The organism is Microbacterium sp. MAH-37 (genome assembly GCF_009758255.1).
Lineage (GTDB): Bacteria > Actinomycetota > Actinomycetes > Actinomycetales > Microbacteriaceae > Microbacterium.
Map to the genome: position 1 here is coordinate 724,629 of NZ_WSEN01000010.1, position 17,052 is coordinate 741,680.

Here is a 17,052-nt window from a genome sequence, read left to right on the forward strand (position 1 = left end):
GCGCGGTCAGCGCCCCGCCGTGGCCCCGGCGTCGCTGCGAGCGACGGTCGGGGCATCCGTCCTGGCGTACACGCCGATCGCCCGCACGAAGTACAGCAGCCAGGCGAACAGCAGACCGGCAGCGATGAACTCCATGCCGGTGAGGTTGTAGTAGCCGATCGGGATCCACAGCGCGATGGCCACGACGATCCCGATGATCACCAGGAGCGAGAAGCCCGAGACCTCCTTCGGCAGTCCGGGCAGGAAGCGCAGCGCGCAGAGCACGAACACCCCGAACAGCACGACCATGCCGGATGCCGCGCCGACGTGGATCGGGAAGCTCACCGCGTCGGGCACCAGTCCGGCGATCATCAGGCAGATGCCGATGCCGGCGAACAGCCAGGACAACTGCCTGGTGCGCGTCTTCGGGTCGGCGCCGCGGGCGATCAGCCCGAGCTCGACGTCACGGCCGACGTAGTTGGCGAGCACCGTGACCACCAGGCCGGTGAAGATGAGCGCGAGGTTGAACTTGTAGCCGGCGCTCTGGCTGCTGTTGCCGAGCTGCGAGAAGTGCAGCTGCCACCAGGACGCGTCCGGCGTGCTGAGCATGCTGGCCATCGTGCCGGTGAACAGTACCAGCGTGGCGAGCATGGCCAGGCCGTCGGCGGTGACCCGCGAACCGGACAGGAACGCGGCGTAGGTGAACGCGGCTGTTGCCGCGCCGACCAGCGCCCCGCCGCCGAGCGGGTCGATGAACATGCCGCGGAACCCCTGCTGGAAGAGGTTGGCCACCGCAAGCACCGCCAGGTACGACAGCATCGCCATCGCGGCGGTCATCGCGCCGACGTCGATGATGCGCTTGATCAACGGCATCCGCTGTCGCCACGAGTCGTAGCCACGCCGTGACTCGATGATGAAGGAGGTGCCGAACGCGATGCCCGCGAAGGCGGAGGCGACCCACGCCCCGAGGTTGCCGACCGACTTCGTCTCGACGGCGAGCGGCCAGTGATCGCCCCACATCACGACGATCGTCAGGGTCGCCGAGATCGCGAACGCCGAGACCGCCCAGCGGGTGGCGACCGACTCCATCCGCACTCTGTCGCGAAACGTGGTGTGCACACTCGCCCCTCTCCCGATCGGACCCGTCTCCTCAGGTGTACCGCACGAGATGAAATAGTGGTGGCATATGGACGTGCTCGAGGGCGTGCTGATCGCGGGAGCCGGAACCGCGGCAGGCGCGATCAACGCCCTCGCCGGCGGCGGCTCGCTCGTGACCTTCCCCACGCTCCTCGCGCTGGGCTATCCGCCCGTGCTCGCGAACGTCACCAATACGGTCGCGGCATTCCCCGGCTACGTCGGCGGCGCGTGGGGGTACCGCGCCGAGCTGCGCGGTCAGCGCCGTCGCATCCTGCCCCTGGCGATCGTCACGGCCGTGGGCGCAGTGGCGGGCTCGGCGCTCCTGCTGCTCGGCTCCGAGGGGACGTTCACGGCGGTCGTGCCGTGGCTGATCCTCGCCTCCACGCTGCTGCTGGCCGTGCAGCCGGCGATCGCGTGCCTCACGACGAAGCGATCGGATGGCCCGGAGCGGCTGACCTGGGCGAGCCTCGGGCAGCTCGGCGTCGGCGTCTACGGCGGCTACTTCAACGCCGGCCTCGGCATCATGATGCTGGGCGTGATGGGGATGACGCTGAACGACGGCATCCAGCGGCTGAACGCCCTCAAGAGCGTGATGTCGGCGGTCGCGAGCGTGGTCTCGCTGATCTTCTTCGTCGCATTCGCGACCGTGGCCTGGCCGGCGGCGATCATCATGGCGATCAGTGGTCTGGTCGGCGGCTGGATCGGCGCCGGAGTCGGCCGGCGCATCCCGCCCACTCCCCTGCGCTGGTCGATCGTCGCGTTCGGGCTGGTGCTGTTCGTCGTGCTGCTGACCGGCGGGCTCGGCTGATCAGTCGCCGCTCGAGCGGGTGAGGCTGCGCAGCACGAGGAACACGATCACCGCGACGACGGCGACCACCGCGAGCTTCGCGATGAACCAGAGCACGGAGAACAGCGCACTCACGATCCACCAGGCGATCACCACGGCGACGATCACTCCGAGCACGGTCCAGATGCTGGTCTTGTTCACCGTTCCAATCTAGACGGCGCCGCCGGTTAGCCTGATGTGTCCGTCTCCACACCCCCCCCGCCGACCCGAGGAGAAGCATGTTCGACAGCCCGCTCTCCGCGTCGGCGTACGAGGTGCTCGGAGTCGCACCCGACGCATCCGACGACGACCTGCGCCGCGCGTTCCGGCTTCAGCTGCGGCGCACGCACCCCGACACGGGCGGCGACGCCGCCGTGTTCATCCGGGTGCAGCGCGCCTGGGAGCTGGTCGGCACTCCTGCCGACCGCGCCGCGTACGACCGCGGGCACGGCTTCGCCGGCGACTCGGGATGGAGCGGATGGCGCGAACCCGTGCGCACCGACACCCGGCCGCGCGCGCGGTTCCACGGTGAGGCGGGCGGATGGCTGCGCCGGCAGTACGTCGCGCGGGTGCGCGATCTCGCGCCGGATGCCGCCGATCCCTACGACCCGGCGTTCGTGCGCACGATCCCGGTCGAGCTGCGGATGCTGCTGGCCAACGCCCTCGCCGAGGAGGCGACGTCGCGCATCCTCGCCGACCTCGGCATGGGCTTCACGGTGTGGCATGACGTCGCCGCCCCGGCGGGTCCAGGGGACGACGGCAAGGTCGACCACGTGGTTCTCGGTCCGTCGGGCCTCTACGGCGTGATGTCGGCCGATCTCGGCACGGACGTGCGGTTCCGCAGTGGCGAGATCGCTGGGCGGGATGCGCCGGTCGCGGATCTGCTCGCCCGCATCCGGCTGATCTCGCGCGCCGCGCGGGTGCGGTTCAGCGCCGCGATCTTCGTCTTCCCCGACGACGATCTCGCCGAGGCCGCCGTGCCGCTCGGCTCCGTGCGCGGAGTGCCGGTCGTGGTGGTGCGGCGCAGCGTGCTGCGCACGGTGCTGCGCACCGGCATCCCGGGCACGCGGGTGATCGGCGGCAAGGAACTGTTCGACGTGCGCACCCGGCTGCAGCAGACAGTGCGGCTGGCCTGATACCTGCAGGCTTCCGTGGACTACGCTGACCGCAGGCAGGCGTGTCGGCGCCGGCGACCCGATGATGGGAGCATGCATGTCAGAGCAGAACGCGGAGAGGGTGTTTCCCGAGGTCGTGGATCGGGAAACTTACCCCCGGCCGGCATGGACCTATCCCCACGGACGGATCTCGACGACGTATGCGGACTCGATTGCCGACTTCCCACCGCCCGACGCTGCGCCGGACGGCGCGCCGAACGTGCTCCTCGTGCTACTGGACGACGTCGGTTTCGGCTGGTCGAGCGCCTTCGGCGGAATGGTGCGGATGCCGACGGCGGAGCGCGTCGCCGCGCAGGGACTGAAGTACAACCAGTTCCATACCACCGCGCTGTGCTCGCCCACCCGTGCTGCCCTCCTCACCGGGCGCAACCATCACACCGCGCACACGGGCAACATCGGCGAGCTCGCCACGGGCTTCCCCGGTTACGACGGGATCATCCCGAAGAGCTGCGGCACCGTCGCAAAGACTCTGAGTGACAACGGTTACGCCACCGCGTGGTTCGGCAAGAACCACAACGTGCCGGACAACATGACCAGCGACGCGGGACCGTTCACGAACTGGCCCACGCAGATGGGCTTCGACTACTTCTACGGATTCATCGCGGGCGAGACCAATCAGTTCTTCCCCTCGCTCTATCGTGGGACCACACCAGTGGACATCCCCGGCACCGCGGAGGACGGGTACCAGCTCACCCGAGACCTCGCCGACGACTGCATCTCGTGGATCAACCGACAGAAGTCGATCGCACCCGATCGGCCGGTGTTCGCGTACTTCGCCCCCGGTGCCGCACACGCACCGCACCAACCTCCGCTGGACTGGCGGGGACGCAACACCGGACGGTTCGACATGGGCTGGGACGCCTACCGCGAGCAGGTCTGGCGCCAGCAGCTCGCCGACGGCATCCTTCCTGAGGGGACCAAGCTCACGCCGCGCCCCGACGAGATCCCCGCTTGGGACGATCACACCGACGAACAGAAGGCTCTTCTCGCGCGTCAGGCCGAGAACTATGCCGACTTCCTCGAGCACGCCGACCATGAGGTGGGTCGCGTCGTGGACGCGTTCGAGGCCCTCGATCAGCTCGAGAACACTCTGATCATCTACATCATCGGTGACAACGGATCGAGTGCGGAAGGCACTCTCACCGGTCTCCTGAATGAGATGGTCGGCCTCGACGGGAACGCTGGTGACTTCGCGCAGCTGCTACCCGAGATCGACAGGTGGGGGCTGCCGGGCACGGCGCCCCACTACGCGGTGGGCTGGGCATGGGCGGGGGACACCCCCTTCCAGTGGACGAAGCAGATCGCGTCGCACTTCGGCGGAACTCGCAACGGCATGCTGATCTCGTGGCCCGCTCACATCAAGGACCATGGCACGCTTCGCGCGCAGTTCCACCACGTGATCGACGTCATGCCGACCATCCTCGAGGTCGCCGGCATCGCGCAGCCGTCCTCCATCGACGGAGTCGCCCAGAAGCCGGTCGAAGGCACAAGCATGGCGTACACCTTCGCCGCCGATGCCGCGAGTGCTCCGACGACGCGCATCACCCAGTACTTCGAGATGTTCGGGCATCGCGCGCTGTATCACGACGGCTGGATCGCCTCCTGCCGCCACGGACGACTGCCCTGGGTGAATATCGGCTCGGCGTCGTTCGACGACGACTCCTGGGAACTGTACGACCTGCGCAACGACTTCAGTCAGGGCGTCGACCTCGCCGGCCAGCACCCTGCCAAGCTCCGGGAGCTGCAGGACATCTTCATGCAGGAGGCCGCGAAGCACAACGTCTTCCCGCTGGACGACCGGTTCATCGAGCGAGGCGATCCGCGCCTGCGCCCCAGCTACTTCTTCGGGCGGGACACCGTCACGTTCCGACCAGGGATGGTGCGCCTGCCGGAGGGCAGCGCGCCCAAGACGACGAACGTCGACCACACGGTCTCCGCGATGGTCGAGATTCCGGATGAGGGAGCCGAGGGTGTGCTGATCTGCGTAGGTGGCGACGCTGGAGGATGGTCATTCCATCTCCAGGACGGTCACCTGGTCTACCACTACAACTGGTTCGACATCGAGCGCACCGAGATCGTCTCCGCGGAGCCCGTCCCTCGTGGAGATCACCTGCTTCAGCTCGCTTTCGAGAACACGAGTACGGTTCCGGGGGGCGGAGCGAGGATCCGGCTGTACGTCGACGACAGTCTGATCGCCGAAGGCGAGATCGCTCACCAGAATCGCGCCAGATTCGGCGGGGGATGCATGGACGTCGGACGCTTCACACTGTCGCCGGTCAGCGACCGCTACCCGGCGGACAGCGGGAAGTTCGCCTTCACCGGAAAGCTTGATCACGTGACGCTCCGCTTCGCCGGGCGAATCAACGACATCTCACCCGTAGAGAAGCTGGAGCAGCTGCTCAAACTCGATTGACTGTTCGGCGCCGTCTCAGGTATCAGACCTGAGGCGGGGCAGCGATCACGGTGGGCACGTACTCCAGAAGCTGACTGCGGTTGTCGAAGGTGCGCGCCTCGACCAGCTCGAGGCGCACGTCGGGGTATCCGTCGAAGATGCGCTCGCTCCCGGTGGCACCGGTGATCACAGGGAACACCACGACCCGGAAGCGATCGGCCAGGCCCGCCTTCAGCAGCGACCGGCACAGTGAGACGCTGCCGAGCGTGCGAAGCGGCCTGTCGGACTCCTCCTTCAGCCGGCGCACGTACTCCACGGCATCCGTGCGGACCAGTGTGGAGTTCTGCCAGCCGAGCGGCTCTGCGAGGGTCGACGAGAACACGTACTTCTGCACGTCGTTCAGCGCGTCGGTGCCCGGTTCGCCGCCGGCGGTGAGCGCGGACATCACGCGATAGGTGTTCGCACCCATGAGCACCGGATGATCCTGCTCGGGCAGCTCCTCGAGCCACCCCAGGTACTCGGGCCCCTCCAGGCCCCACCAGCCCGGCCAGCCCTTCGCGGAGCCGTAGCCGTCGAGCGAGATGATGAAGTCGATCGTCAGTCTCTGCATCGGAGTCTCCCTGTCCTCGTGCCCGAGCGTAGGCGCGCAGCGCGCGGCGCGGTACCCCGATCCGGATGCCGGGATCAGGCGTACCCGCGGCGCAGCAGCATGACCGCGGCGCTGTCGAAGTCCGCCTCGGACGGGATCTCGAAGTCGAGGGCGTTGGCGTTTCGGGTGATGACCGCGAACACGGCACCGACAGCGGCAGCGTCCTCGAGTTCCGCGGGGGTGAGCCCGGCGTCGAGCGCGGCGCGCGCGTCGGCGGGGGTGAGTCCGTCGGGATCGGTGGTCATGCGCTCCAGAAATTCCAGCGCGGCGCGCAACCGTTCACCGACCGGCGCCGTGCGGTAGTCGGCGAGCACGGCATCCGCCAGCGCCGGATCCATGCCCCGCACCGCGATCGCGCGATGCGCGCCGACGCAGAACGGGCAGGTGTTCCACGAGGCGACCATCGCGGCCATCAGCTCCCGCTCCGCCACCGACCACGGACTCGGTCCGCGCATGGCGCGCTGCGTCCAGCGGCCGAGGGCGGGACCGGCGAACGCCTTGTCGTAGAACGCGACGCGCGCCGCATCCGGAAGCCGGTACCCGGCCATCCGCGAGATCATCCGGATCAGCAGGCGATGCGCGAGGGTGTCACCGCGCTCGACCTCAGCGAGCCGCATCTGAGGCCTCCTCGATCGCGGCGAGCGCGGCGTCCCAACGTCGCAGGGCCGCTCCGATGCTCGCCGACATCACGACCTCGAACGCAGCCCGATCGGACCCGGTCGCGGCACGGACGTCGGAGATCATCTCATCGGTCACCCGGTACGACGCCTCGCCGATCGTTCGCGCGAGCACGACGTACGGATCGCGGCCGGTGATGTCATCGCCCGCACCGGCGCTCAGCACGGCGAGCCGCATCGGCCCCGCGAGCACGCCCGACTCCGTGACGCGGCGGCGCAGCTCCTCGGCGAGAACGGCATGATCCTGCTCTGCAGCCATGTGCGGAACCCTACGCCGATCCGGCGGTTTTGTCCGGCGGAGATCCGTCCGCACCGTCGGCGGGCAGGCGGATGATGGAGCCATGAGCGCCGATGTGAAGCGGCGGCGGTTCCCGCAGCCGATGTGCCCGGTGCGCGCCGGCGACCCCTGCACGTTGTGTGTTCCCGGGGCGAACGGGCCGCAGGACTGCTCCCTCGTGCAACTGGTGATGGACGACCCAGAGCTGCGGGAGCGCGCCAATGAGCTGCGCCAGGCGGCGCGCAGGCGCAGCTCTGACAGCGTGTAACAGCTCTTTCCCGATGTCGGAGCCCCGTGCTTGTATGACGGGATGAGCATCGCGACCTCGGCTGACGGCACCCCCATCGAGTACTCCGCGACCGGCGACGGCCGCACCATCGTGATCGTGAACGGCGCGCTGTCGACGGCGGCGGATGCCGCGCCGCTGGCGCAGGCCCTGACGGATGCCGGGTTCCGGGCCATCACATGGGATCGCCGTGCCCGTGGCGGCAGCGGCGACCGCAGGGGCTCCACCCCGGAGGACGAGGCGGCCGACCTCGCCGCGGTGATCGCGGCCGCCGGCGGAGCGGATGCCGTGCTCGGGCACTCCTCCGGAGCGGTGCTCGCGCTCTTCGCCGCCTCGCAGGGCGTACCCACCGGAGCGCTCTTCCTCTCGGAGCCTCCGCTCGACCACGACGGCTCCGCCGTGGCGAGCGACCTCGCGGAGCGTCTACAGGCTCTTGTCGACGACGGGCAGCCGGGCGAGGCCGTCGAGGCTTTTCAGATCGAAGCCGTGGGGCTTCCGCGCGAGATGGTGGAGGCCGGGCGGACGAACGGCATGCTCGACGCGCTGATCCCGCTCGCGCAGTCCACGGTCTACGACACGCGTCTGGTGCGGCGGATGAGCCGGCCCACCCCCGACCTGCTCACCGTCGACCGGCCGGTGAGCGTGCTGCGCGGAGAGCAGACCTTCCCGTTCCTGATCGGCGCCTCCGACTGGACCGCGGCGCAGATCCCCGGTGCCGAGCTGGTGGTGGTACCCGAGTCGGTCATGCACAGGCCGGATCCGGCGGCGACGGCACGGGTCATCGCAGCGCGGCTCTGAGTCCGGCCGGCGGTACGGTGGCGCTGTGGACACCGACTCCGACCCGCTGCCCGACCGCCCGGCTCCGGACAACCCGCAGGGCAAGCTCGTGCTGCTGCGGCACGGCGAGACGGAGTGGTCGCGTGCCGGCCGGCACACCGGCCTGACCGACATCCCGCTCACCGCGCACGGCGAGGACCTCGCGCGGCAGGCGGGCGAGCTCGTACGAGGCTACGACTTCGGCCTGGTGCTGTCGTCGCCGCTGCAGCGCTCGCACCGCACGGCCGAGCTCGCCGGTCTGCACGCCCAGGTAGACCCGCTGCTGGTCGAGTGGGACTACGGCGGGTACGAGGGGCGCACCAGTGCCGAGATCCGCGCCGAGCTGGGCTACAACTGGACCGCGTTCTCCCACGGTGTGATCCGTGGCAAGACCCCGGGCGAGACCGTCGAAGAGGTCGCCGCGCGCGCCTCCCGGGTGCTCACCCGAGTGCTGCCCGCGATGGCGGAGGGCGACGTCGCGCTCATCGCGCATGGCCACTTCCTGCGCATCCTGACCGCGGTGTTCCTGCGCGAGGCACCGAGATTCGGTGCACGGATCACGCTGGACGCCGGATCGGTGTCGGTGCTCGGCTTCTACCGCGAGCAGCCGGCGATCCTGGCCTGGAACCACGGCCCGCAGCTGCCGCTGAAGCCGTCTGAGTCCTGATCGCCCGACACCCCGGCAGAATCAGCCGCAGCTGCTGATCGCGTGCTCGAGCTGGGCGAGCCTGGCCACCGGCGACCCGGCGAGCTCGATGACCTGCGGCCCGGTCAGATCGGGGTCTTCGAAGGGGTCGGGCAGCACGCGGTATTCCGGATGCTCCGCGGCGAAGGCGTCGATCAAGGTGCTCTTCCCGCTGGCGTGGGTTCCCGAGACGACGATCCGCATGGCAGGAATCCAGAGCATGCGCGGTTGTCGGCGGGATGAGGCACGATGGGCAGTATGGCCGATGGATACGACCCGGGATTCCTCACGGCGACGCTGCCACTGCCCGATCCGACGCAGGACACGCGCGCGCTGACGTATCCGCGGTTCACGGTGCTGCTCGACCCGGAGCGGCGCCTCGCCGCCGTCGCCGCGGTGAACATCGACGGGCGGACGCTGAGCGACCTGCCCCGAGCCGGTGAATGGCACCTCGATCCGCGGATCCCCGAGTCCGCGCAGACCGGCCCCGACGTGTACGCCCGCAACGACCTCGATCGCGGGCATCTCGTGCGCCGACGCGACCCGGGCTGGGGCGAGCCGGATGCCGCGCGCGCGGCCATGGCCGCGACGTTCGCCTATCCGAACGCCGCGCCGCAGGCGGCGGACTTCAATCAGTCGAAGGAGCTGTGGCTCGGGCTGGAGGACCACGTCCTCGCCTACGCCGAGGCGACGGACCAGCGTCTCTCGGTCTTCACCGGACCGGTTCTCGCCGAGGACGACCCGCCGTATCGCGGCATCCGGGTCCCGCTGCGCTTCTGGAAGGTCGCCGCATGGAGCACCGATGCCGGGCTCGCGTGCGCGGCCTTCGTGCTCGACCAGTCGGCGCTCGTCGACACGAGGGACGAGCGGCTCACGGCGCCGCCGCTCGGTGCGTTCCACACGTTCCAAGTGCCGGTGTCGGCCGTCGCGGGCATGACCGGCATCGACTTCGGCACGCTCGTCGACGCCGACGTGCTCAGTGGCCGGGCCGCGCGCGGCGAGACGTGGCCGGAGCTGAGGGACGCCGGCGACATCGTGCTGTAGCCCTCACTCGGTCGCATGCGGCGGCGCGAGTCGAAGCGCATCGCGATCGAGTCCGGTCTGCACGATGCGCAGTGCGGTGTCGCTGATCCTGCGCTCGTCGCGCAGCCGGACGAGAACCCCGCGCTTGTGCTCCAGCACCGCCAGTTCGAGCGCTGCATAGTCCTGATCGGCCGCCCAGAGGTCGGGGCCGTCGAGGTCGGTCGCCGCGCCCAGCCGCGCCAGACGTTCCTGGTACTCCCGCACGATCCGGTCTCTGACGCTCGCCGGCACGCCGGCCTGCTCGGCGAGCGCGGGCAGAACCTCCAGAGCGGCGACGGTGGTCTCCCGCTGCGCTGCGGTGATCTCGCCTGCGACCGACGTGTCGCGCCCGAATCCGGCCCAGCGGATCACCCCTGGCAGCAATGCCCCCTGCACCACGAGCGTGAGGATGACGACGCCGGTCGCGACGAAGATGATCTCGTCGCGCGGTCCCACCTCCACGGGGACGGCCAGGGCGACCGCGAGGGACACGGCACCACGGAACCCCGCGATGGTCGACACCGCGCGCGCCCGATGGGTCATGCGCCGCTCGCGCTGCGACGGCCGTCGATCGAGAAGACGCAGGCACCACGCCATGAGCACCTGGAAGACAAACCGGATGGCGAGGATCGCCAGCCAGACCAGCACGCAGAGCAGCAGGAGGCCGGGGATCGACCCCGCGGGGACGCTGCGCATCGCGGATTGCGCCTCGATGCCGATGAGCACGAACAGTGCCCCGTTCAGCACGCTCGTGACGAGCGCGCCGACCAGGTGCAGTTGCCTGCGCGACAACGGGCTCCCGGTGCGCGGCCCGCTCTGGCTGAGCAGAAGCCCGGCGACGACGACCGCGATCACCCCGGACGAGTGCACCTGCTCGGCGATGAGGAACGCGACGAACGGAACGAGGAAGAGCGCGATGGTGTGGAGGGTCGCATCGTGGACGTGGCGCACCGCTCGGGACGCGACGTAGCCGCAGGCGAGGCCGATCGCCACACCGCCGGCATACGCGACCACGAACATCTCCGAGACCTTCCATCCGGAGACGACGGACGGCCCGACGGCGACAGTCGTGGCCAGGCCGAACAGCACGAGCGCCGTTCCGTCGTTGACCAGGCTCTCCGCCCGCAGCACGGTCATGTTCCGATGCGGAAGGGAGCGTGCGAGGGCGCCGACAGCCGTGGCATCCGTCGGCGCGAGCGACGCCCCGAGGATGACCGCGGCGAGGATTCCCCAGCCGAGAAGCACGCTGGTCGCCGCGACACCGGCAGCGGTGACGATGACGAGGGGGATGCTGAGCAGGAGGATCACCCGCATGTCCCGGCGCACCTCCCGGAGGGAGGTCGTGAGGGCCTCCCAGAACAGCAGCGCCGGAAGGAAGAGCACGAGCACGACCTCCGGCGGGAGATGGATCTCCCTCACCGCCGGAAGGAAGCCCGCGAGCAGGCCGAACAGGAGCTGCATCAGCGGTGCCGGCATCCGCAGCCTCGGCGCGAGCCATGAGGCGGTCACGAGGAGCGTCCCGACGATCACGACGACGGCGAGCGGCTCGATCATCCGCCGCTCCCGTGGTCCTCGATCACGCGGAGCAGGACCGATCGCCCCTCCTGCTCCCTGACGACCCGGAACCCCTCGCTCAGCAGCAGCATGTGCGCCGTGCTCTGACTGTCCACGGCGAGACTGAGGCGCGCGTGCCGCGCCGCGCGAGTCCTGTCGATCATCATCCGGGTGAGCGCACGGCCGATCCCCCGCCCTCGCCATGCCGATCTCGTGCCGAGCTTCATCTCGGGCACTCCGGCGGCGATGAAGGCATCGCCCGGTTCATAGGGCGGGAACACTCGCGCCCAGGCGGCTCCGGCCACCGCGCCCGAGGGATCGACCGCCACGACGCCGTAGTCTCCGGCGCGAGTCCAGCCGACCAGGTAGCGAGAGAGCCCGGAACCGCCCGCGGGCAGCACCCGGCTCGCGGTCTGCATGCCCGTGGTGTCGCTGTCGGCGAGTACCCGAGCCAGGCCGCGCGCATCCGCTGCGGTGGCGCTGCGGAGCAGGACACCTCCGACCACGGCGGGGACGTCCCGGTCCGGCACTTCGAATACCTGCGTTGTCGACATCCCGGCCTCCTCACGCCCCAGTGAAGCCTCCGATTGTTGCGAGGGCGTTTCCGTGGTGGAACGGTTCGAGGTCGCGCACCGGTCTCGGATCAGGGTAGGCGGACGCCGGAACGCCTCACCATCAGCGCTGCACGTCGTAGACGAGCTTGACCACGCCGTTGTCGTAGACCTCGGACTCGCGCAGCTTCAGGTTCCGACGGCCCGCCTCATCCGCGCGGAAGACGCTCTTCCCGCCGCCGAGCAGGAACGGGAACATCAGCAGGTTGTAGCGATCGATGAGGCCGGCCTCGCCGAGGCGGGTGGCGAGTTCGGCACTGCCGTGGATGAAGATCCCGCCATCAGTCGTCTCCTTCAGACGCGCGACGTCCTCGATGCTGCGCAGGATGTGCTGAGGGCCCCACCCTTCGACGAGATCCTCCTCGCCGATCGTGGTCGAGACGACGTACTTCGGAAGATCGCGATAGTCGGCGTGGTCCTCGGATCCGGGCCAGAAGGCCGAGAAGGCGTCATAGCTGCGACGTCCGAACAGCAGTGCGGTGGTGTCGGCGAGCTCCTCGCCCTTCAGCGAGTATGCCTCGGGCAGGAAGGGGGTGTCGAACACCCAGCCGCCGCCGGGATGTCCCTCGACGGTGCCTCCGGGCGAATCGACGATGCCATCGACGGTGATGAATCCGGTGTAGACGAGTTCGCTGGTCATGATGCTCCCTGTTCTTGCGGCGGCTGAGGTGCCACCTTACTCAGACGTCGAACCACGCCGCGCCGGATCGACACGGCGTCGAAAAAGATGCGGCGACGATGTAGAGATGGCCGTTCCTGTTCCGTCTCCCGTGTGAAGCGGCCAGAATGGGGCCGCACCGAACAGGAGGTCATCATGGCCAAGTATCTGATGCTCAAGCACTACCGCGGCGGACGCCCGGCGACGAACGCGGTCCCGATGGACCAGCTCACGCCGGAGGAGTGGACCGCGCACATCCAGCACATGCACGACATGGAGGAGCGGCTCATCGCATCCGGCGAACTCGTCTCCGCGGAGGGCCTCTCGATGGCGGGCTCATGGGTCCGGTACGACGGCGAGGGTCGCCCGCCTGTCGTCGACGGCCCGTTCGCCGAGACGAAGGACCTCATCGCCGGCTGGATGCTCGTCGAGGTCGACTCGTACGAGCGGGCGCTCGAGATCGCATCCGAGCTCTCGGCCGCGCCGTGGGCCGGCGGCGAACCGCTCGGCGAATGGCTGGAGCTGCGCGAGGTGATGAGCGCGCCGCCGGTCGACGCTGCGTGAACCAGGCGATGACTCCGATGGACGCGGCGGTGCTGCGCCGCGCAATCCCGGATGTCGTGGGCATCCTCGTCCGGCGCGGAGCGGACTTCGCGTCGGCCGAGGATGCCGCGCAGACGGCGCTGCTGCGGGCGATCGAGCGGCCCGGGCAGGAGGAGGTCCGCGACATCCGGGCGTGGCTGGTCACCGTCGCGTGGCGCGCGTTCGTCGATCAGGTGCGCAGCGACACGGCGCGTGCGGCCCGCGAGGAGCGGGTCTCGTACGAGCCGGATCCGGGACCCGTGCCGCAGCACGATGACACGCTCGCGCTCTATTTCCTGTGCACGCACCCGGTGCTCACGTCGGCTGCGGCGATCCCGCTGACGCTGCGTGCGGTCGCCGGGCTCACCACGCGGCAGATCGCCTCCGCGTATCTGGTGTCCGAGGCAACGATGGCGCAGCGGATCAGCCGCGCGAAGCAGCGGCTGGCCGGCATCCCGCTCGACGAGTCCGGCGACCTGTCCCGCGTGATGCGCGTGCTCTACCTGATGTTCAACGAGGGCTACTCGGGTGAGATCGACATCGCCGCCGAGGCGATCCGCGTCACGCGGCAGCTCGCGTTGCTGACCGACGAACCCGAGGTCAGCGGGCTGCTGGCGCTCATGCTGCTGCATCATGCCCGGCGCCCGGCCCGCGTGATCGACGGACGGCTCGTCCCCCTGGCCGACCAGGATCGGTCGCTCTGGGACGAGGACGCGATCTCGGAGGGCGTCGACATCCTGCAGTCCGCGCTCGCGCGCGACCGGCTGGGGCAGTATCAGGCGCAGGCCGCGATCGCGGCGCTGCATGCGGACGCGCAGACCGCTGAGGAGACCGACTGGGTGCAGATCGTCGAGTGGTACGACGAGGTCCTGAGCTTCGGACAGTCGCCGGTGATCCGGCTCGGTCGCGCCGTCGCCGTCGGCGAGGCCGACGGCCCGCGCGCCGGTCTCGCCGCGCTGACCGATGTGGGAGAGGACGTTCCGCGGTACCACGCCGCCCTCGCCTACCTCCACGAAAGGGCCGGCGAGACGGATGCCGCCGCCGCGGAGTACGCGGAGGCCGCACGCCGCGCGACCAGCATCCTCGAGCAGCAGCACCTGCTGCGGCAGGCGGAGCGGTTGCGAGCCGACCTCAGTTGAAGTCGCCGCCGCCTCGGATCAGCGCAACCTGGTCAGGCACGAGATATCGGAAGCTCTGTGGTGGCTCCATCCCAAGAAGATCACGAAGCGATCGAAGGGACACCGGGCGAACCCAGGTCTCTGGCTCCTCGACCTCAAGAACAGTCGATGCTTCTGCACCAGCGAGATACTCGGTGAGCGCTTCCTCGTCAATGTCAATCACATCCGAGAATCGTTCCCAGACCTGGCTCGGATCGACTCTGACCGCCTGCTTCACGCGCACTGTCCCCAGTATCGCTCTCTCCGGAGAGCTTGAGTAGAGGACAACTACCGTTCCGACGGGCACGTCCGGGAATCTGCGGCGGACTTCGGCCGTCTTGCGCCCCTCAAGGATCGATCGCGCATAACGCGGCTTCACCGAGAGGAACAGCGTCCTAGCCACCTTCGTACCCCTTCCGACTACGCCGCAGCACATCATCGAACAAGGCTGGCGGAGCGGAGCGCATAGTGAGGAGCGATCTCGTGACGCCATGCGTGTCGAGAAGTTCGTAGAAGTCCCGCCGCTCGATTGGAACGCGCAGTTCCTGCGTATCCTCAAACCTTAGGACAAGAACCTTGCCCCGTTGCGCACGCTCCCTGATCTCGCGCTCACGGAACACGCCGAGTGTTCGATACTGTTCGAGGGCATCCTCGACGCTTAGCAGCGCCGCATCCACAATGCGGGAGTGTGCCACCACTTTGCGGATCGCCGAGGCTTCATGAGCTTTCTCGTTCTTCGTCACGTACCACAAGACGCGAGCCGGCACGTCCCAACCTTTCAATCGTGGTGCGGCAAAGTAGACAAATTCGCGTGAGAGTCCGAGTGCCGACTTCTCCCGCTGGCTCAGCAACGTGTCGTTATACCCGATGAGTTCGCGCGCGAATTTCGGTTGGATTGGAACTACCCAGACCGGAATGTCTCGCTCCAGAACCACTTGCGGCCAGTTCCTCCGCTCCCAGGCAGCCACCTCTGAGGGCGTGACCACGCCTTCAACGTCTGCGACGACCGCTGTCTGCACAAGGTCCGCCATCGCGGGCAACCCTTCTGTGAAGCCATCAGCAGTAAACGATGCGCGCAGGACCGGTCCCATGGCCTCGTCGCTCACAACAACCCGCCTGAGGGTGTTATCCAAGGCGAGGGTTCTCAAGTATCTGATGAGTTGGAACGCGATCGTCGCTCCCAAGCGTCCGTGCCCGGCGCGGACTACTGAAACCTTGAGTTCCCTGTCCACAACTTCGGCACCAAGGAGAGCCCACCTTCGTCCACGCTCATCAATAAGCACGCTCAGTTGCGCCGTCGCTGGCCGGGCAAGCACCGCTTGGAGTTGCTTACGAAACAGCGTGCCCTTCTCATGTGACTCGCGGTCCAAGAAGGCATCCTCGATGCCTTCGGGGAGAGATGTGATCCGCTCCCACCGCAGTCCGACCGACTCGAGCTGATCCGAGCGAAAGTCCGTGAGCGCAGCCGGAGGAATAAAGCGTTGGAGCAAGTCGGCAGGACGCACGACCTCAACGCCATACTCCGCGTAGATCCACCCGCGCGTTGCGTCGATAAGGTTCTGATCTCGTGTGACGAAGTAGTCCGCCCCTGCGAGCACAGCGTCTGCGAGGTGCATCGCATCGTTGGCCAGACTTGAATCCTTCGAGGTAAGTGCCTCCGGCATCTCCGAGACGAGCAAACCCGCGAGGGCCCTCATTCCATCCAGCCGTCTAAGCGGGACCAATTCGCTCAGAGCGTGGCGGATACGCTGGCGCTCTTCCGGCGGCTCCAGACTGTTCAGATCGACACCAACCTCGGGCGATACTGCGAGATCAAGGAGATCAACGACCCAATCTGCATCCAAGCCCTGCGACTCAGCTCGGTCAGGGCGAATTAGCGCCTCCGAGGAATAGAGATCGATGACGACGTTGGAGTCCAGCACGGCGAGTGCTCGCGACGAGTTGAGAAGCTCACTCTCGAAAAGGTCAGGCTGCCCGATCCTCCTCGTCCAGATTGTCAGGACGGAGCCGCTTGCTGACCGCCCTTTGCGCTGACCGCTGGGAGTCATTTCAAGCGACCGCCAAAATCGGTCAAGGCCGTAGTCATCCCGGCAATGCGCGGAGATCACTGCCCGGTCAGGATGTGCAGCGATCACCTCAGTGACCATTGCCTTTGCCAGACCTGTTCCTCGACCTTCTTTTCCGACACAGACGTGCACGAGTCGGACGGACTGTTGCCGCGGGGTGCTGTAGAGCACGTACCCACATATCCGCCCATCGACGGTACCCAGCATGAGGCGGCCGCGCCTTCCTGCTTCCGCGAATGCCGCATATGGCAGTAGGCCCAGCGTCGCTTTGTTCTGTCGATGCAAGTCGATGACCCGGCCGTACTCTGCGTCCGCTGCCTCGCCGAGATGGTTCCACGGGTATGCGGCTATTCGCGCCATCGCCTGTTCTCCCCCGTTGAGGCCCTGATGCGACCGATCATAGTCATTGCGGCGCGCGGCGGCGGCAATCGACAGAATGTCGACACCCGCCTTCCGACTGGCC

The 17,052-nt window shown here is 68.2% G+C and carries 20 protein-coding genes; 9 read left to right on the plus strand and 11 right to left on the minus strand.

The window, feature by feature from the left end:
- Window positions 1-6 precede the first annotated feature (6 nt).
- Window positions 7-1,098 carry a DUF998 domain-containing protein gene (locus GON06_RS19135; protein WP_157313596.1) on the minus strand — a complete coding sequence of 364 codons (1,092 nt, stop codon included), beginning with the start codon at window positions 1,096-1,098 and terminating at the stop codon, window positions 7-9.
- A gap of 67 nt (window positions 1,099-1,165) precedes the next feature.
- Between GON06_RS19135 and GON06_RS17620 the strand changes: the two genes are divergently transcribed.
- On the plus strand, window positions 1,166-1,924 hold the full coding sequence (locus GON06_RS17620) for a sulfite exporter TauE/SafE family protein (protein WP_157313598.1): 759 nt from the start codon (window positions 1,166-1,168) through the stop codon (window positions 1,922-1,924).
- On the opposite strand, the gene GON06_RS17625 is transcribed toward GON06_RS17620, so the two are convergent.
- Window positions 1,925-2,104 (minus strand): hypothetical protein, encoded by a 180-nt coding sequence (locus GON06_RS17625; RefSeq protein ID WP_157313600.1) that lies wholly within the window; start codon window positions 2,102-2,104, stop codon window positions 1,925-1,927.
- A 77-nt stretch (window positions 2,105-2,181) separates the two neighbouring features.
- On the opposite strand from GON06_RS17625, the gene GON06_RS17630 reads away from it, so the two are divergent.
- Both GON06_RS17630 and GON06_RS17635 read left to right on the plus strand, forming a co-directional pair.
- Window positions 2,182-3,078, plus strand: a complete 897-nt coding sequence (locus GON06_RS17630; RefSeq protein WP_157313601.1) for a J domain-containing protein — start codon at window positions 2,182-2,184, stop codon at window positions 3,076-3,078.
- A 76-nt stretch (window positions 3,079-3,154) separates the two neighbouring features.
- Entirely contained in the window at window positions 3,155-5,530 is a 2,376-nt protein-coding gene (locus GON06_RS17635; protein WP_198346754.1) for an arylsulfatase, read from the plus strand.
- Between the two features lie 22 nt (window positions 5,531-5,552).
- On the opposite strand, the gene GON06_RS17640 is transcribed toward GON06_RS17635, so the two are convergent.
- From GON06_RS17640 to GON06_RS17650, 3 genes are all read right to left on the minus strand, one after another.
- Entirely contained in the window at window positions 5,553-6,119 is a 567-nt protein-coding gene (locus tag GON06_RS17640) for a dihydrofolate reductase family protein (RefSeq protein ID WP_157313605.1), read from the minus strand.
- Window positions 6,120-6,193: 74 nt separating this feature from the next.
- Window positions 6,194-6,775: a carboxymuconolactone decarboxylase family protein gene (locus GON06_RS17645; RefSeq protein WP_198346755.1), complete on the minus strand. Its 582-nt coding sequence runs from the start codon at window positions 6,773-6,775 to the stop codon at window positions 6,194-6,196.
- A complete protein-coding gene (locus tag GON06_RS17650) occupies window positions 6,762-7,094 on the minus strand; it encodes a hypothetical protein (protein WP_157313607.1) in 333 nt (110 codons plus the stop codon). The genes GON06_RS17645 and GON06_RS17650 overlap by 14 nt, the downstream gene beginning before the upstream one ends.
- An 82-nt stretch (window positions 7,095-7,176) precedes the next feature.
- On the opposite strand from GON06_RS17650, the gene GON06_RS17655 reads away from it, so the two are divergent.
- From GON06_RS17655 to GON06_RS17665, 3 genes are read left to right on the plus strand one after another with little or no spacing between them, the layout of a single operon-like run.
- On the plus strand, window positions 7,177-7,380 hold the full coding sequence (locus GON06_RS17655) for a DUF6767 domain-containing protein (protein WP_157313608.1): 204 nt from the start codon (window positions 7,177-7,179) through the stop codon (window positions 7,378-7,380).
- Window positions 7,381-7,422: 42 nt separating this feature from the next.
- A complete protein-coding gene (locus tag GON06_RS17660) occupies window positions 7,423-8,196 on the plus strand; it encodes an alpha/beta fold hydrolase (protein ID WP_157313609.1) in 774 nt (257 codons plus the stop codon).
- Window positions 8,197-8,221: 25 nt separating this feature from the next.
- Window positions 8,222-8,881, plus strand: a complete 660-nt coding sequence (locus GON06_RS17665) for a histidine phosphatase family protein (RefSeq protein WP_332837686.1) — start codon at window positions 8,222-8,224, stop codon at window positions 8,879-8,881.
- Window positions 8,882-8,902: 21 nt separating this feature from the next.
- Here GON06_RS17665 and GON06_RS17670 read toward each other — a convergent pair whose 3' ends face one another.
- On the minus strand, window positions 8,903-9,103 hold the full coding sequence (locus GON06_RS17670; protein WP_157313610.1) for a hypothetical protein: 201 nt from the start codon (window positions 9,101-9,103) through the stop codon (window positions 8,903-8,905).
- Window positions 9,104-9,157: 54 nt separating this feature from the next.
- Here GON06_RS17670 and GON06_RS17675 point away from each other — a divergent pair, with 54 nt between their 5' ends.
- Window positions 9,158-9,943: a DNA/RNA non-specific endonuclease gene (locus tag GON06_RS17675; RefSeq protein WP_157313612.1), complete on the plus strand. Its 786-nt coding sequence runs from the start codon at window positions 9,158-9,160 to the stop codon at window positions 9,941-9,943.
- 3 nt (window positions 9,944-9,946) lie between these two features.
- Here GON06_RS17675 and GON06_RS17680 read toward each other — a convergent pair whose 3' ends face one another.
- The 3 genes from GON06_RS17680 to GON06_RS17690 form a co-directional block, all read right to left on the minus strand.
- A complete protein-coding gene (locus GON06_RS17680; RefSeq protein ID WP_157313614.1) occupies window positions 9,947-11,515 on the minus strand; it encodes a Na+/H+ antiporter in 1,569 nt (522 codons plus the stop codon).
- Window positions 11,512-12,069 carry a GNAT family N-acetyltransferase gene (locus tag GON06_RS17685; RefSeq protein ID WP_157313616.1) on the minus strand — a complete coding sequence of 186 codons (558 nt, stop codon included), beginning with the start codon at window positions 12,067-12,069 and terminating at the stop codon, window positions 11,512-11,514. The genes GON06_RS17680 and GON06_RS17685 overlap by 4 nt, the downstream gene beginning before the upstream one ends.
- Before the next feature lie 121 nt (window positions 12,070-12,190).
- Window positions 12,191-12,766, minus strand: a complete 576-nt coding sequence (locus GON06_RS17690) for a dihydrofolate reductase family protein (RefSeq protein WP_157313618.1) — start codon at window positions 12,764-12,766, stop codon at window positions 12,191-12,193.
- A gap of 174 nt (window positions 12,767-12,940) precedes the next feature.
- On the opposite strand from GON06_RS17690, the gene GON06_RS17695 reads away from it, so the two are divergent.
- Window positions 12,941-13,348 carry a YciI family protein gene (locus GON06_RS17695; RefSeq protein WP_157313620.1) on the plus strand — a complete coding sequence of 136 codons (408 nt, stop codon included), beginning with the start codon at window positions 12,941-12,943 and terminating at the stop codon, window positions 13,346-13,348.
- Window positions 13,349-13,365: 17 nt separating this feature from the next.
- Window positions 13,366-14,505 carry an RNA polymerase sigma factor gene (locus GON06_RS17700; protein WP_157313843.1) on the plus strand — a complete coding sequence of 380 codons (1,140 nt, stop codon included), beginning with the start codon at window positions 13,366-13,368 and terminating at the stop codon, window positions 14,503-14,505.
- Here GON06_RS17700 and GON06_RS17705 read toward each other — a convergent pair.
- Both GON06_RS17705 and GON06_RS17710 read right to left on the minus strand, forming a co-directional pair.
- Window positions 14,498-14,926, minus strand: coding sequence for an ASCH domain-containing protein (locus tag GON06_RS17705; RefSeq protein ID WP_157313622.1), 429 nt, complete (start codon window positions 14,924-14,926; stop codon window positions 14,498-14,500). The two genes, GON06_RS17700 and GON06_RS17705, sit on opposite strands and share 8 nt — an antisense overlap.
- Window positions 14,919-16,949, minus strand: coding sequence for a GNAT family N-acetyltransferase (locus tag GON06_RS17710; RefSeq protein ID WP_332837687.1), 2,031 nt, complete (start codon window positions 16,947-16,949; stop codon window positions 14,919-14,921). Before GON06_RS17710 ends, GON06_RS17705 begins: the two co-directional genes overlap by 8 nt.
- Window positions 16,950-17,052: the final 103 nt, after the last annotated feature.